Below are 13,813 nucleotides of genomic sequence, written 5' to 3' on the forward strand. Positions count from 1 at the left end.
CTCAGATTTTATGATTATTTGTTAATGGTGACCAAACCCGATGTTTGCACATGTTTTACACTTCTTACATGATCCACGTAAGCCTCTTGGCTAATAGCGATCTGCTCATCCGTGATATGATTGGCGTTATGGATAGCAAATGGCGGCAGATAATGGGCCCCGACATAGTTGGCGAGCGCCTCCATTGGTTTTGCAATATCCCGAATGGTAAACAGATTGTATCCGCCGGGCTGATATGAAGCCGCAGTGCCTGCTGTTGAAATTGCGATGCCGATCTCTTTCCCTTTAAGATACTCCCCACCCGGGCCGAATGCCCAGCCGTATGCGAGCACCTCGTCGAACCACTGCTTCAAGAGTGGTGGCGTGCTGTACCAATATAAAGGGTATTGGAAAATAATCCGGTCATGACGTTCCAACAGTCCTTGCTCATGGGTCACATCGATAGATTTATCTTGATATAACTCATCCAGCACATGTACGGTCGTATCCGGCTGCTCCCTCATGGTATCAACCAATGCCCGGTTAATCCGTGAATTTTGCAAATCCGGGTGAGCTACAATAATTAGTGTCTTCATGTTTAAACACTCCTTTAATTTTTATATGGGAACGATCGTTCTAAAAATGGCGCAAAAGAATGTTCTGTATTTGGTTAAGGCAGAAGCTGGCTCCTGCACTTAACCATCCGCCATTGCTTTTATTGAGTATGACCATTCTAATATCCCGTCAAGATGACACCACTTCATCTTATTTTTCTAACAAAAGCATGCTCATTGTGGAAATACGCTCTAGCTTTTCCTTAGGCACTGATGTCCGGGCCATTACCCTTATCCCGATTAAAGAATTATGCAAGTACTCCGCTAATTCTTGCGCGTCATACTGGCTTGAGAACTCCCCATTTTCTTGCCCCCAGGTGACGATCTCCACAAGAAGATGCTCCACTTTTTGAAAGGCTCCAACCGTTTTGGCATCTACATCTTCATCTCGGCAGGCCATTTCCACTGCAGAATTGACAAACATGCATCCAGGTGGCTCGCCCTCTTCAGTGCTGCTCATATAATCAAAGATAAAATGAAGAGCTTCCTTGGCTGTTTTCGCTTGCTTGACGCCTGCAGCCAATTTGGCATCGGTACGATTACCGAACCGTTCCATTGCTTTGAAGAACAAGGTACGTTTATCGGTGAACGTATCATAAATGCTTCTGCGATGAATACCCATGTGTTCAACGAGATCACTCATCGACGTTTTCTCATACCCCTGCTCCCAGAACAGCTTCATGGCTTTATCTAAAACTTCGGTTTCCTCGAATTCTTTGCTTCTCGCCATCTCAGGTACCCTCCCTTCACCAATAGTAATGTGTTTATAACGTTTTAAAGAATATTCTGCAGATTCTCATAGGTTTTTATTTCCTGTAAAATCATCCTAACAGAATGAGAACGATCAGTAAAGAATTAAATTTTACCGAACGTTCTCAAATTAAGTTCTCGCTTTTTCCCCTTGTCTTTTCAAGCCATGTATAGATTAATCGCCCAGATTCAAATTCCATATACTTGCTGCTCATTGGCATTAATGAAGATGTTATTTTTTGTTTCCCAAAGCGGACATGCGTTTAATAGGGATCAACATGACCGTACTATTCAGGTTGGAACAAAGCCAACTGTATTAGGAACAGACTACTATAAATGGGTAGGAGGAATTTTACATGGGACAATATGTACAAGTTGAGGACAACGTTAAAATTTTTGTCGAAGATATCGGTCAAGGTGTTCCGGTTATCTTCCTGCACGGCTGGCCTGCCAACCATCTTATGTTTGAATATCAATATACTTTGCTGGCTTCTCACGGTTACCGCTGCATCGGAATTGATATTCGCGGCTTCGGTAAATCTGATGCCCCTTGGGAGAGTTACTCATATGACCGTATGGCGGATGATGTACGTGCAGTTATTGATGAACTTCACCTGGAGAATGCAGCTTTAGTTGGCTTCTCTATGGGTGGAGCCATAGCATCTCGCTATATGTCACGTCATAACGGCCACGGTATTACAAGACTACTCTTGGCAGGAGCTGCTACTCCCGTATTTACCCGCCGACCTGGTATTGAGTATGGAATGGAGCCTGACGAAGTGACTTCGCAGTTAATACATGCTACCTATGAGAACAGACCTGCAATGCTCAACAAATTAGGTCTGAAATTTACCAAGACTAAATCAAACCCGGGTATGCTGGTGTGGCTGGGATTGCTCTGTTATCAGGCATCACACCATGGTACGATCAAAGCTGCAGTTTCTTTACGGGATGAGGATCTTCGTCAAGACCTCGCTGCAATTCAAATTCCAACTACTGTGTTCCATGGGCAAAAAGACAAAATTGTTGAGCCTGAGTTGGGAGAACTAACCTCACAGAGCATTGCGGGTTCCCGCATCGTGAGATTTGAAGATAGTGGTCATGCCATGCTATTCGATGAACCGGAGAAGTTCAACGAAGAGTTGTTAACCTTCCTTGATGGAATGAAAATGGAGTATGATCCGTTGAATTCAGTAGAATCGCAGCGCAGCTTGTAATCGAGGACATCGAACGAGCCTCATTAAGAACCCTCTGGCTGAGTACCACCAAGGGGTTCTTTCTATTACTTATATACGGCTATACAAAGCTTAGATCGTATCACAAAGTTAATGCATTATTACTATATTAATACTACATAGAAGTTAGCTGATTTTTTCCATATTAATTTCAGAGGATTCAACTGCGAATCATTCAATCTTCTCAGAAAAAGTGCTTGTGTTTTTCTTAAGGATCGTGAACTTTTTAAAACATCGAGGGTGAGTTGATGAATGCTAAGGTAGGTAGCAGCAAAGTTCGTAGAAAGCTTTTTCTATTGTGAATTTTTCATATGTTTAAATATTGTAAATAGGGATAAATTTAAACCTTTTCTTTGTGGTTTCAAACCTTTTGCCAATCATTTTGTTCATTAATTGAAATAGTTGATGGTACGAAGTCATTGGAAATTGGAGGTCTCTTAAATGAATAAAAGGTATTATGGTATTTTCTCTGTTGTAATGACTGTGTTCTTGCTTCAATCTGCTTGTACAGCATCCGTTGGAGATTCGATGAATGAAATTAACCAAACAAATCATTCAAGCAGCAAAACACCGGTGAGTCAAACACCTACTTCAACTAATGTCATAACCGAATCGGAGAGACTAATTGACCCCGAAGGATTGGAATTCAAGGAGATTGGAGTCGAAGATTTTAATAAAGGCGTGTTCATTGATTTTGAACGGTACAAAAAAGACTTTTTTAATGATGACATCATTTCAAAGTTCAAAGGCAATCTTGAGGGTATTGTTGAAAATGATAAAGCGAAATTCAAAGTCCATCTCTATGAAGGTTCACAGAAAGAATCACTCTTCTTCGATGAAGAAAACGCTCAGTTTATGTTTAATGATCTGGACCTTCTAGAAAAGATAACCATTTATGGCCGTGAACAAATTTGGATTGGCGTTCAATATGCCAAAAAACATGAGGATGGAAGTGTTGAGAATAAAGCCATAACGTATTTCTTCACAAAGAACAAAGAAGGTAATTGGCTTATCGAAAACATTGATTAGATTAACACTTGATCAGAAGTTCATTTAACTTCGAATAAAAACATGAAGCAGCTGCCACTGCAGCTGCTTCATGATCAGGTATGAACTTTAATCTGATAATCTGATTTATATTCAGATGCTACCTTTTCACAGTCTCCTATTCGTCAAAGCGCAAAGTGAACACAAGAGCCCATTCGATTTTGCTTAAACTTTCCTCTGAGAAACCTCCTGCAAATACCTGGTTTGAACTTGTTGCATGCATAGCGAATGTATGAACTGGATGATCTGGTACAAACGTTAAAGCTTCGGTGTTTTGAATCAACCCTCGTCCTTTCAACTCCGAATTCCAAGGAAGCGTAAATGTAGCTAAGCCTGACCCTGTACTGATTTTAACAATGCATACTTCTTTGTCTTCTTCTGTTCTTACCGTATCAATGGATATAATGACTTCAATTTCATTACTGTTATTCACCTGTCCTTCCGGACTGAAGAACAGGTCCCCTATGGATCCTGCAGAATCTACCTTCGATCCATTCTCCCAGATGTCCATATCCAAATTGGCGCTCGGTTTCACTCCCTCGTATCTTAATTTAAATGCACCGGACATGGTGCCGAGGAAAGGTCTTAATTTTGCTGTTTCTCCTTGAGCCAGATCCACCGGAGTTAATGTGATGCTGTCAGTTATCGATTTGTCCGGTTTAATAGCCTCTGCGCTATCTGCCGAACAACCTGTTAGTACAAACAAGAAGATAATTATGTACTGTCTTAATCGCAAATTTTCACCTCCAATCCGGATGAAGATTAAACTTTAACATGCTATTTTATTGTACCATACATTTTTTACATATTTATCTATAATCATGAATCAATACATATCCATAATGTATATACCTATGTGCGCTATAAATTAATAAAAGCAGCTGATCGCAAGGATCTAGCTGCTTTTTTCATTATGCTGTTATCTCGTCAATATTAATATCATAGCCAACGAAAGTACAAGAACGAACAAAAGCTGAGAATAACTTTTGGCTAAATGAATCTACTGTATAGCTGTACTCCGGATGCCATTGCACTGCCAGCACAAATTTTTGGTTAGGCATTACTACGGATTCAACTATTCCATCCTCAGCGACTGCAGCTGCTTGCAGCTTATCCGAAAGCATTTTGATTCCTTGATGATGGTAACTGTTCACTTTAATCGTATCTGCTTGAATAATGTCATACAGCAAGCTACCTATTTCAATATGTACATCGTGTACCAGATTCGTATAGGGTGGGCTTTGCTTATGATTAACCGTATTGCTTACTTGAAGCTGTGTAGGAATATCCTGATACAAAGATCCACCCAGTATCACGTTAAACAGCTGTAATCCCCGGCATATGCCGAAGATAGGCTTATCGAGTTCGATTACTTTCTGAAATAGCAAGGCCTCCATCATATCGCGTTCCATACATAACTCCCCGCAGGTATCCTCTGCTTTTTCATGATAAAGCTCCGGATTAATATCATGTCCGCCCGTGAACAAGAAACCGTCAAACTCATTCGCCAAAGTTGCAATAATTTCGAGATTCGTTGTCAACGGCAGCATCACTGGAATCCCGCCCGCACTCTCGATTGCGTTCATATAATCTGGAAGCATCCAGTAACTTTTTTTGTTGGAATCATACAGCGGCAGGACTCCGATTATTGGCTTCTTCATTGGTTTACCTCCTAATGGGGTCATTTTCATGTGAATCGCTTTGCTAGGAATGGGAAATCTTTTCATTCATTTTATCAGATCTCCTCATATACAAACTCACCAAATTATTGCATTTTCCTACGCTTTGCCTATCTTCATCCTGCATACCTTTTACAGATTTAGCTTCACTGGTAAATAATCCAATATGTTATTTATAGAATATCCCGGGTAATGATTAATCAAGATTCCGAACTTGGGAGGGATAGGAATGTTCCTGGAGTTAAGCATCAAACTAGTCATTAGCTTCTTCGGCCTATGGGCCATTGCCTTTATTACCGGCAGAAAAACGCTAAGCCAACTTACACCGCTCGATTTCCTATCCTCGTTGGTGCTCAGTGAGATTGTGGGAAATACGCTGTATGATGATGAGATCAAGGTATCTCATCTATTATTCGCATTAGCACTTTGGACTGCACTCTCATACCTTTTCGAGAAAGCCACAACGCGATTTGTGAAGTTCGGATATGTCGCGGAAGGACGAGTCGTGCTCTTAATTGATAATGGAGAAGTCAATCAAGGTTTGTTAAAAAAATACGACATTGAATTTAAGCAGCTGCTCTCCATGCTTCGTAAACAGAATGTATTTTCAATTCAGGAAGTGAAATACGCCATCCTGGAAACGGATGGATCGTTATCCGTGCTTCGCAAGCCCGAGTACGAACCACCTACCGCAGAAGATATGGGTATGGAGACATCACCTGATCGTTTTGCGGTAACCGTAATTGATAAAGGAGAGCTGCTTAAGAAGTCCATGAAAGGTAAAAATATCGATATGGAGATGGTCAAGGTAGAAATTCAGAAGCAGGGCTATGACAATATAAAGGATATCGCCTATGCAGAATATGGTGACGACGGAGAACTATACATTATTCCGAAAAGCAAAAACGGAAAAGGTTAATTCAAATCTCTTCGGTCCATTATAAATAAAAAGACCGGGTACATGGTAAGCCCATATACCTGGTCTTTTTTGGTACTCATGTATCTACGCAGCGTTAGAAGTGGGCGCTTCATCCGCATTCAACTGAATGGTACGCTGGCATATTCTTGTAATGGCAAAAGCCAGCAAAGCTAATACCACGGCTACCGGCGGCACCCATGCCACACCGCCAAGATTAACGGCAAGTCCACCGACCCCAGAACCGAGAGCAATGCCCACATTGGCCGCCACAGGCAGCAGTGTGGATGCAAAAGCTTTGGATTCCGGTGCAATCGATCCAGATACATCAAACAGATATAACTGGGATGCTGCGCTCATTGACGACGACAGACAGCCGATCAGTAGCAGGAATGTCAAACCTAGCCACAGATTGGACACAGCGAAACTCAGTCCGAGGAAAATAACCGCTTGGATGACGAATAGCCACTTAAGTTTGGGTAGAAAATCACCCTTGGCTATTTTGGCACCGATCCAGTTGCTCAGAATACTGCATGCCCCATAGATCAGGAGTATAGCGCTAATCCAACGTACGGGCACCCCCATAGACTCGCTGAGGAGCGGTGTAATATAAGTAAAAGTGACGAAGATACAGCTGTTGCCCAGCACGGGAATTAGGCAGGCCAACAATATGCGAGGCTTCATAAAGAGAGCCATCTGATCACCAAATGAACCGGTAACGGTAGTCGTGCGGCGTGGAAGGATTCGGAACATGAATACAAACGGAACAACACCGATGCATGCAGTAACTACGAATGTCATGGACCAGTTCAGATGCTGTCCAATATATGTACCGAGCGGCACACCTAGTACATTCGCGATGGAAAACCCGCCCAAAATCCAAGCGATAGCTTCCCCTCTCCGATCCCGATGAACGGCGTCGCTTGCGATTGAGATCGAAAGCGATATCGTAAGTCCGCAAGCAACGGCCGAAACGATGCGAATAGCCAACAAGGAAGGGAATGTTGTTGAGAACACAGTTAATACATTCAACACAAGCACAATGGCGAATCCAATTAAGATGGAGCTTCTTCTGGAAATTTTGGCCAAGGAAGCCACGGCGAATGGTGTCCCCACTGCATAAGCAATAGCGAATCCGGACACTAGGGCACCTGCAGCAGCGAGAGATACTTTCATATAACTCTCAATTTCTTTCAACACACCCACAATGACATACTCGGTCGTTCCCAGTACAAAGCTGACGAGCGTAAGCGTTAAAATAAGTAGATTTTCTCTAGTTCTGGTCATCAATTTAATTTCACTAATCCTTTCTAATGTTGCAAGCGCTTCAATTCTTAGGACAGCTCCTAATCTATGTATTTTCTGCTTTCCCATCCCTTCGATTTCGATATATAGTACATATTGGATAGTGAAATTGTACTGTCAGACTTGTCAGACGACAATCAAGGTTGTTGTGGATTTGATTCAAAACATGATGTATGTTGTCATTTTTCATCATAGAACCTCGAAGGGAAGACATAGATGGATACACGCCACGAACCCGAACAACGATATGAAGATCAGGATTGTATCATTATTTATGTCGGGAAGCTGGCCGGCAATCCCCAGTGGAGTTTTCCGACGCATAAGCATGACGATTTGCACGAGATTATTTATGTTAATGAAGGCAAAGGATCATTCACCATTGATGGTGCGAAGCACTTGGCCCAAAAGGGAGACCTGCTCATATACAATAGAGGAACACTTCACGAAGAAAAGTCTGACCCCGAATATCCCTTATCGACCTTTTATTGTGGCTTTCGTTTCAAAGAGGATATCCATAGCGATGCCGATTGGGTCGTACCTCCAGGTAGTGAACCAATCATTCGCGCAAACCGGTATTCGGAAGAGCTGCATACGTTAATGCAGACCTTATTCAGTGAATTCTCCATTCGTGAGGATGGATACGAGCGCATCTCCCAGCATGTGTTAAAAGCCGTACTACTGATCATCGAACGCATGTCCCGACATCAACAGTCTTCTGAACAGATTATACGGAGCATTACCCTTGCTGAGAGTATTAAGGACTATCTGGATACCAACTACCGGCAAAACATTAAACTGAAGGAACTCGCCGAACAGTTTCATATCGATTTCTATTACCTCATTCATATGTATAAAAATCGCTACGGTACCTCCCCTTATCATTACTTGATCCAACGACGAATGGGTGAAGCAACCCGTCTGTTAGTTTCAACCAAGAAGAAAATATGGGAAATTGCCAAGCTGGTTGGGTATGATAATCCCAATTACTTCACCATTCTTTTTACCAAAACGGTCGGTGAATCCCCGCGAAGCTTTCGCAAGCGAAATCAAAAAGATATGTTCGGGGATACTACCTCCCATTCATCATAAAAGAGATATCTCCCTGATCTAGTTAATCCTTAACACACTATCACGGCTACTAAGATATCATGTAATAAGACGCTCCTGATAAGGAGCGCCTTTGTCATTCAAACCTAAACTTTTATTCAACTTAGAGCGTGAATCGACGGACCAAGTTTTGCATATTTTCAGCCGTTTTGGATAATTGCACGGATGAAGCAGCAATCTCCTCCATGGCCGCCATTTGCTCTTGGGCTGCTGCCGAAGTGGTCTGGGCACTGTCAGCAGACACTTTGGAGATATTGGCCATTTCTGCCACAGAAGCAGAGACTTGCTCCGTACTTGCTGCCAGCTGCTCTGATACAGCAGACACATCCTGGATCTGATCCACGATATGAGCCGTATATTGTTCAATGTTTGAGATGGTTGCTGAAGCCTCGCGGCTGATGCGCATCCCTTCGCCGACTTGATTTCGAACGTTATCATTCATTAGTGATGTGGATTTCTCGATCAGGTCGAGCATTTTGCCGATGGTTGCGCCAATTTCCTCCGCGCTTTGTCTGGATTGCAAGGACAGCATGCGTACTTCACCTGCAACGACGGCAAAACCTTTTCCATGCTCCCCTGCTCTCGCTGCTTCAATTGAAGCATTAAGTGATAGAAGATTCGTTTGGCGAGAGATATCCGCAATCGCCTCGTTCATTCTACTCGCTTCTGCTGATAGATTAGACAGCTCGTTAATCAATGCTGAGGTTTCCTGGACGGCCACTAGGATGTGCTCCATTTGGTCGCCAACCTGGTTGATGGTCCTCCCACCGTTCGCGACAGCTCGCTCTGTCTCTTCAGCCGAATCTACAATGGCACTTGCAGATTCAGCAATGGTACCAATCCCTCTGGCCATCTCTTCCACTGCGTTCGCTGTTTGTTCAGAACTTTCTGCACCAGCGACTGCCCTTTCAGCGGTCTGCTGGATCGTTTCAGCAACATGCTGAACAGATGTGTTCGTTTGTTCAGTGCTTTCCTGTATCATTTGTGAGGTATGGTTTAGAAGCGACGATGTCTGATTAAGTTCTGTCACGACAGATTGTAATGAAATGGTCATTTGGTCAAAATCATTAGCCAATATGCCGAACTCATCTTTATTCCTAAGATCAACCCGTTCTGTCAAATTCCCTTCTCGAACACGACGGGTTGCCGTTCGTAATTTTTGCATAGGAACCATGAAAGATCTCAAAATAAAGAATATGATTATTCCAGCCAGCAATGTAGAAATGATAATTACGGTAAGACTAGTGACCAATATTGGTTTCGCAGCTGCGATGAAATCTTCATGCCCCATCAAAGCGATGACATTCCAGCCTGTTAACGCATTAACGCCGTTGTAGACCTCCAAGTCATATTCCAGGTCCGTTCGGACAAATTGGGAGAATGCCATGGGTTCATCAGGACTAGATGCTGTAATCGGATGGACAGGTATCCCATCAATAAGTGCCCCGCCAAGCTCTCCTCCTCCACCTTCAACAATCGCACCAGCCCAGGCGGCGATGGTTCGATTGGAGTCGACTACAATCAAACTTCCGTTCCCCCCAACATCCACGTAGGAGATCTCTTCTGCTAATGGCGCCAGATCAAGTTTTATGCTTGCTACGCCTTGTCCACTTGAGAGAGCCTGGGATATCTCAACATAAATCTCTCCGGAATCGGAGTCTTTCATAATGTTAGAAAAATAGACCGATCCATTATTATTTTTACCATTGGTGTACCATTCCGTACTGCGTGGATCATATGTTGTATCTCCGATCTCTGGAGAAGCAATAAAGCTGCCCTGATCGTTACCTACAGTAATCGCTAGAATATCAGGATATGTATATGCTAACTGGTTTAATTCTGCTTGCACTGCTTCAATGTTCACCTGACTGGCATCAGCATTTAACAATTGATCTATATAACTTAACAGTTCTGCTTTTGTCCCTACTAGATTATTAATATGCTGCCCTGCCATTGTTATTATCGTATTCATCGGATCGGTCATACTTTTTTGAACCTGTTCTTGTGCACTGTGATAAGAGAAATATCCGATAAGTGCTGTTGGAATGATAAGAACCGTTAGGAAAGCAGCTATAAGTCTGGTACTCATCAAACGTAATACAGATGCTAGTCTCGTGAATAATGACGCTTTTTTCTTTTTCTTCTTTTCGTTCAAATGGATCTCCCTCTCTTGTTAAAATAAAGAACAAAACTATATATCGGTATATCTAGTAAATAATTTAATTAATGGTATATATTTATTTTTATTAATAGCTAATAATCGCTCTGTAAAAGACGTCACTTCAGTGATGTAATTCCCGTAATTGTCGATGTATTACCGTATGTAAACGCAAAAAAACCCATATATATGCACACTCAAAGAAACGTTGAGCATACATATACACAGGTATTGCCTGATAAAAATCAGTAACAAGCCTTATTTGTTTTGTATTATAGCATAGATCGAACGGCTATGTTAACCATAATTTGGTTTGTCATCAACATATACTCGGATCACAATGTCCTGATCATGGTTACCGAAACCAGCTCCGTACAACGTCACTCCCCCGACATGATCCGCTTGTTCTTCAACCGCAAACCTGAGTGTCCAGAACGGTTCACCCAACTTCACCTCATTCAGCGTCACGTCTGACATCCACTTTCCATCTATCGTTGTCCCCGAAGCATCCACTCGAATCGTCTTTAATAATCCATATTGATTCACGTTGCGATGCCACCATTCGGGTGTATATTTGCCTCGTGCCGCCCTGCCGAAATCCGCTGGACTTGTCCAGGTTCCAAGCTTAATACCGTTAAAGGTGAACGTAATATCTGATGGCCAATCATCTCTTAGACCGGGTGCTTCAGAAGCGATCTCCATGGAAATTTCTATAGCATTCACACTGGGCTCAGGATATAGATAGTTAGGCGTCTTATACTCCACATAACCTCTCCCAAACCACAGGATGGAAGCTTGAACCCGTTCAGGATCCAGGAAATAGCGAGGATCGTCCCATACCCCGATTTCCTTTTCCCTTGTACCCAGACCACAAGTGGGATGAATATCAAACGCAGTATAATGACCCACCGAAATGGTCTGTTCCCTCATGTTGGTAACTCTGCTGGCTGCGGGCAGCTCAATTTCGATCTTTTTTTGTTTGAGAAAACACATTTTGTGTGTTCCTCCATTACGGCGGACTCTGCGGCTTCCAATTAATTCGGCTTGTTCCAGTTTTCGAATATGCATTGTGACAATGGAAGGGCTAAGTTTGATCTGTGTGGCAATATCCTTGACACTCATCTCCTGGTCGGCTATCAACTCCATAATCCGCCAGCGAACTTCACTGGCCAGCGCATCGTATAAAGGCATAAACCGGGACTCCCCGTTCGATTGAATCATTTTTCACACTCTCCTGCTCACTTCAATGAAATCACATTTATATAAATTTAAAGAATATAACTTGAAATTACAAGTCCCTTCTATTGAAATGAACAGCGGGTTGGTGTTTAATTTCAGTAGCTTCCTATTATTAGAATTCTTATTTTTATGAATTTATCATCGAGGTGAAAGAACGAATGCAGTTTAACAATCCCGTTATCAAAGGGTTCTATCCAGATCCAAGCGTATGCAGAGTGGACGATACGTATTACCTGATTTGCAGTTCATTTCAATACTTCCCCGGAGTACCCATATTCGAGAGCAAAGACCTAATTAACTGGGAACAAATTGGTCATTGTCTAACCAAAACGAGTCAGGTTCAGCTTGAACATGTGAACAGTTCAGGAGGCGTATTCGCTCCTACCCTTCGGCATCATAACGGGCGATTCTACATGACGACCACGAATGATACGACCCGCCAGAACTTCTATGTGTGGACAGACGATATCTATGGCGAGTGGTCTGAGCCCATATTCGTGGATCAGGGTGGCATCGATCCGGACTTATATTTCGAAGACCAAAAAGCGTACTTTATGAGTAACGGTTCCGACGATTTCGGGGTCTCGGGGATCGTTCAATGTGAGATTGAGATTGAATCCGGCAAAAAGCTTACGCCAAGCCGGACCATATGGCAAGGTACGGGTGGACGTTACCTGGAAAGTCCTCATATGTATAAGATCAACGGTCTTTATTATCTGCTGGCTGCTGAAGGAGGCACCGAATACGGTCACATGGAAACGTACGCACGCGGATCCTCTGTCTCCGGACCTTTCGAAGCCTATCCCCACAATCCGGTGTTAACCAACCGTAACCTGGGCGGTTATGAGCTGCAGGGTGTTGGGCATGGCGATCTGGTTCAGGATGTTGAGGGAAATTGGTGGCTCTTCCACTTGGGATTCCGGCAAATTGGACAATGGCAGACGTTTCATCATCTGGGCCGCGAAGTTTTTGTAGCACCTGTAACATTTGATGAAGACGGCTGGTTTACAGCAGGTCACCATGGAACGACTTTATTAACTTTTGAAACAGACCGGATATCCGAATCTGTCGTTCAGGCGGAGAAGAAGTCATTTACTTTTGACAACACGGAATGGGACAAGGACTGGTGTTATCTCAGACATCCTCATCCACAGAATTATAAGCTGCAATCCAACAAGCTAACGCTTAAAGGAACCGACGTCTCACTCGATCAACCGGGCACACCTACCTTCATCGGTATACGGCAAAAGGACTTCAATGCCATTATTTCTTGTAATGTTCATCTTACAGACGGAGAAGCAGGCATCACCCTGTACATGGATGAGCACCATCATTATGATCTGGCTATACGGAAAGACGCTGAAGGTTATAAGGTAATCGAGCGCCTTAATATTGGAGATATCAAATCGGTTGAAAAAGAAGTGGATCTCGGAAGCCGTAATCACGCCACATTGAAGATCCGGGCAACCAATGATTGTTATACCTTTAGCTTGGATACCCAGGGCGAGGAGATTGAATTAGGCAGCGCACATACGAAATATCTATCCTCTGAGGTAGCCGGCGGATTTACAGGCGTCGTTATTGGTTTGTATGCCTATGCCGAAGGAGCTCACGCAGAATTCTCTGAATTCAAGTGCGACTATATATAAAAGATAATCTCCGAGTTAAACAATAGAAATATACATTTTAACTTATAACTAACTGCCCATAAAAAAAGCGAGGATGTCCTCAAAGTTAACACTTTGGAGACATCCTCACAGTCTTTTTACATGAAGTTTAATTTT

12 protein-coding genes are annotated in these 13,813 nt (G+C 42.9%); 5 read left to right on the forward strand and 7 right to left on the reverse strand.

The features are described 5' to 3' along the window. Window positions 1-14: 14 nt before the first annotated feature. Together CHH60_RS04475 and CHH60_RS04480 are read right to left on the reverse strand one after the other, a co-directional pair. Window positions 15-575 carry an NAD(P)H-dependent oxidoreductase gene (locus CHH60_RS04475; protein WP_095358113.1) on the reverse strand — a complete coding sequence of 187 codons (561 nt, stop codon included), beginning with the start codon at window positions 573-575 and terminating at the stop codon, window positions 15-17. A 169-nt stretch (window positions 576-744) separates the two neighbouring features. Beyond that, complete coding sequence (locus tag CHH60_RS04480) at window positions 745-1,323, reverse strand: TetR/AcrR family transcriptional regulator (protein WP_095358114.1); 579 nt, start codon at window positions 1,321-1,323, stop codon at window positions 745-747. A gap of 376 nt (window positions 1,324-1,699) precedes the next feature. Between CHH60_RS04480 and CHH60_RS04485 the strand changes: the two genes are divergently transcribed. Beyond that, entirely contained in the window at window positions 1,700-2,560 is an 861-nt protein-coding gene (locus CHH60_RS04485; protein ID WP_095358115.1) for an alpha/beta fold hydrolase, read from the forward strand. A gap of 459 nt (window positions 2,561-3,019) precedes the next feature. Beyond that, the gene (locus tag CHH60_RS04490; protein WP_095358116.1) at window positions 3,020-3,607 is read left to right on the forward strand and encodes a hypothetical protein; all 588 of its coding nucleotides are present in this window, start codon (window positions 3,020-3,022) and stop codon (window positions 3,605-3,607) included. A gap of 136 nt (window positions 3,608-3,743) precedes the next feature. Here the strand turns inward: CHH60_RS04490 and CHH60_RS04495 are convergent, their stop codons facing one another. Beyond that, on the reverse strand, window positions 3,744-4,331 hold the full coding sequence (locus CHH60_RS04495; RefSeq protein WP_217989971.1) for a hypothetical protein: 588 nt from the start codon (window positions 4,329-4,331) through the stop codon (window positions 3,744-3,746). 205 nt (window positions 4,332-4,536) lie between these two features. Continuing rightward, window positions 4,537-5,286, reverse strand: a complete 750-nt coding sequence (locus CHH60_RS04500) for a gamma-glutamyl-gamma-aminobutyrate hydrolase family protein (RefSeq protein WP_095358118.1) — start codon at window positions 5,284-5,286, stop codon at window positions 4,537-4,539. Window positions 5,287-5,533: 247 nt separating this feature from the next. Here CHH60_RS04500 and CHH60_RS04505 point away from each other — a divergent pair, with 247 nt between their 5' ends. Beyond that, entirely contained in the window at window positions 5,534-6,223 is a 690-nt protein-coding gene (locus tag CHH60_RS04505) for a DUF421 domain-containing protein (protein WP_255247823.1), read from the forward strand. 84 nt (window positions 6,224-6,307) lie between these two features. Here the strand turns inward: CHH60_RS04505 and CHH60_RS04510 are convergent, their stop codons facing one another. After that, window positions 6,308-7,507 carry an MFS transporter gene (locus CHH60_RS04510; protein WP_095358119.1) on the reverse strand — a complete coding sequence of 400 codons (1,200 nt, stop codon included), beginning with the start codon at window positions 7,505-7,507 and terminating at the stop codon, window positions 6,308-6,310. A 234-nt stretch (window positions 7,508-7,741) separates the two neighbouring features. On the opposite strand from CHH60_RS04510, the gene CHH60_RS04515 reads away from it, so the two are divergent. Further along, window positions 7,742-8,614, forward strand: coding sequence for an AraC family transcriptional regulator (locus tag CHH60_RS04515; protein ID WP_095358120.1), 873 nt, complete (start codon window positions 7,742-7,744; stop codon window positions 8,612-8,614). Window positions 8,615-8,735: 121 nt separating this feature from the next. Here the strand turns inward: CHH60_RS04515 and CHH60_RS04520 are convergent, their stop codons facing one another. After that, complete coding sequence (locus CHH60_RS04520; RefSeq protein ID WP_255247824.1) at window positions 8,736-10,604, reverse strand: methyl-accepting chemotaxis protein; 1,869 nt, start codon at window positions 10,602-10,604, stop codon at window positions 8,736-8,738. Window positions 10,605-11,087: 483 nt separating this feature from the next. Continuing rightward, complete coding sequence (locus CHH60_RS04525) at window positions 11,088-12,011, reverse strand: ArsR/SmtB family transcription factor (RefSeq protein ID WP_095358122.1); 924 nt, start codon at window positions 12,009-12,011, stop codon at window positions 11,088-11,090. 176 nt (window positions 12,012-12,187) lie between these two features. Between CHH60_RS04525 and CHH60_RS04530 the strand changes: the two genes are divergently transcribed. Next, complete coding sequence (locus CHH60_RS04530; protein WP_095358123.1) at window positions 12,188-13,678, forward strand: glycoside hydrolase family 43 protein; 1,491 nt, start codon at window positions 12,188-12,190, stop codon at window positions 13,676-13,678. Window positions 13,679-13,813: the final 135 nt, after the last annotated feature.

The sequence above is a fragment of the Paenibacillus sp. 7523-1 genome (genome assembly GCF_002276415.1).
GTDB classification, from domain to species: Bacteria; Bacillota; Bacilli; order Paenibacillales; family Paenibacillaceae; genus Paenibacillus; species Paenibacillus illinoisensis_A.

Bases quoted from the DNA above. Each gene is read 5' to 3' on its own strand.
- CHH60_RS04475 (WP_095358113.1), bottom strand. From the start codon at position 575: ATGAAGACACTAATTATTGTAGCTCACCCGGATTTGCAAAATTCACGG.
- CHH60_RS04480 (WP_095358114.1), bottom strand. From the start codon at position 1,323: ATGGCGAGAAGCAAAGAATTCGAGGAAACCGAAGTTTTAGATAAAGCC.
- CHH60_RS04485 (WP_095358115.1), top strand. From the start codon at position 1,700: ATGGGACAATATGTACAAGTTGAGGACAACGTTAAAATTTTTGTCGAA.
- CHH60_RS04490 (WP_095358116.1), top strand. From the start codon at position 3,020: ATGAATAAAAGGTATTATGGTATTTTCTCTGTTGTAATGACTGTGTTC.
- CHH60_RS04500 (WP_095358118.1), bottom strand. From the start codon at position 5,286: ATGAAGAAGCCAATAATCGGAGTCCTGCCGCTGTATGATTCCAACAAA.
- CHH60_RS04505 (WP_255247823.1), top strand. From the start codon at position 5,534: ATGTTCCTGGAGTTAAGCATCAAACTAGTCATTAGCTTCTTCGGCCTA.
- CHH60_RS04510 (WP_095358119.1), bottom strand. From the start codon at position 7,507: ATGACCAGAACTAGAGAAAATCTACTTATTTTAACGCTTACGCTCGTC.
- CHH60_RS04515 (WP_095358120.1), top strand. From the start codon at position 7,742: ATGGATACACGCCACGAACCCGAACAACGATATGAAGATCAGGATTGT.
- CHH60_RS04520 (WP_255247824.1), bottom strand. From the start codon at position 10,604: ATGAATACGATAATAACAATGGCAGGGCAGCATATTAATAATCTAGTA.
- CHH60_RS04525 (WP_095358122.1), bottom strand. From the start codon at position 12,011: ATGATTCAATCGAACGGGGAGTCCCGGTTTATGCCTTTATACGATGCG.
- CHH60_RS04530 (WP_095358123.1), top strand. From the start codon at position 12,188: ATGCAGTTTAACAATCCCGTTATCAAAGGGTTCTATCCAGATCCAAGC.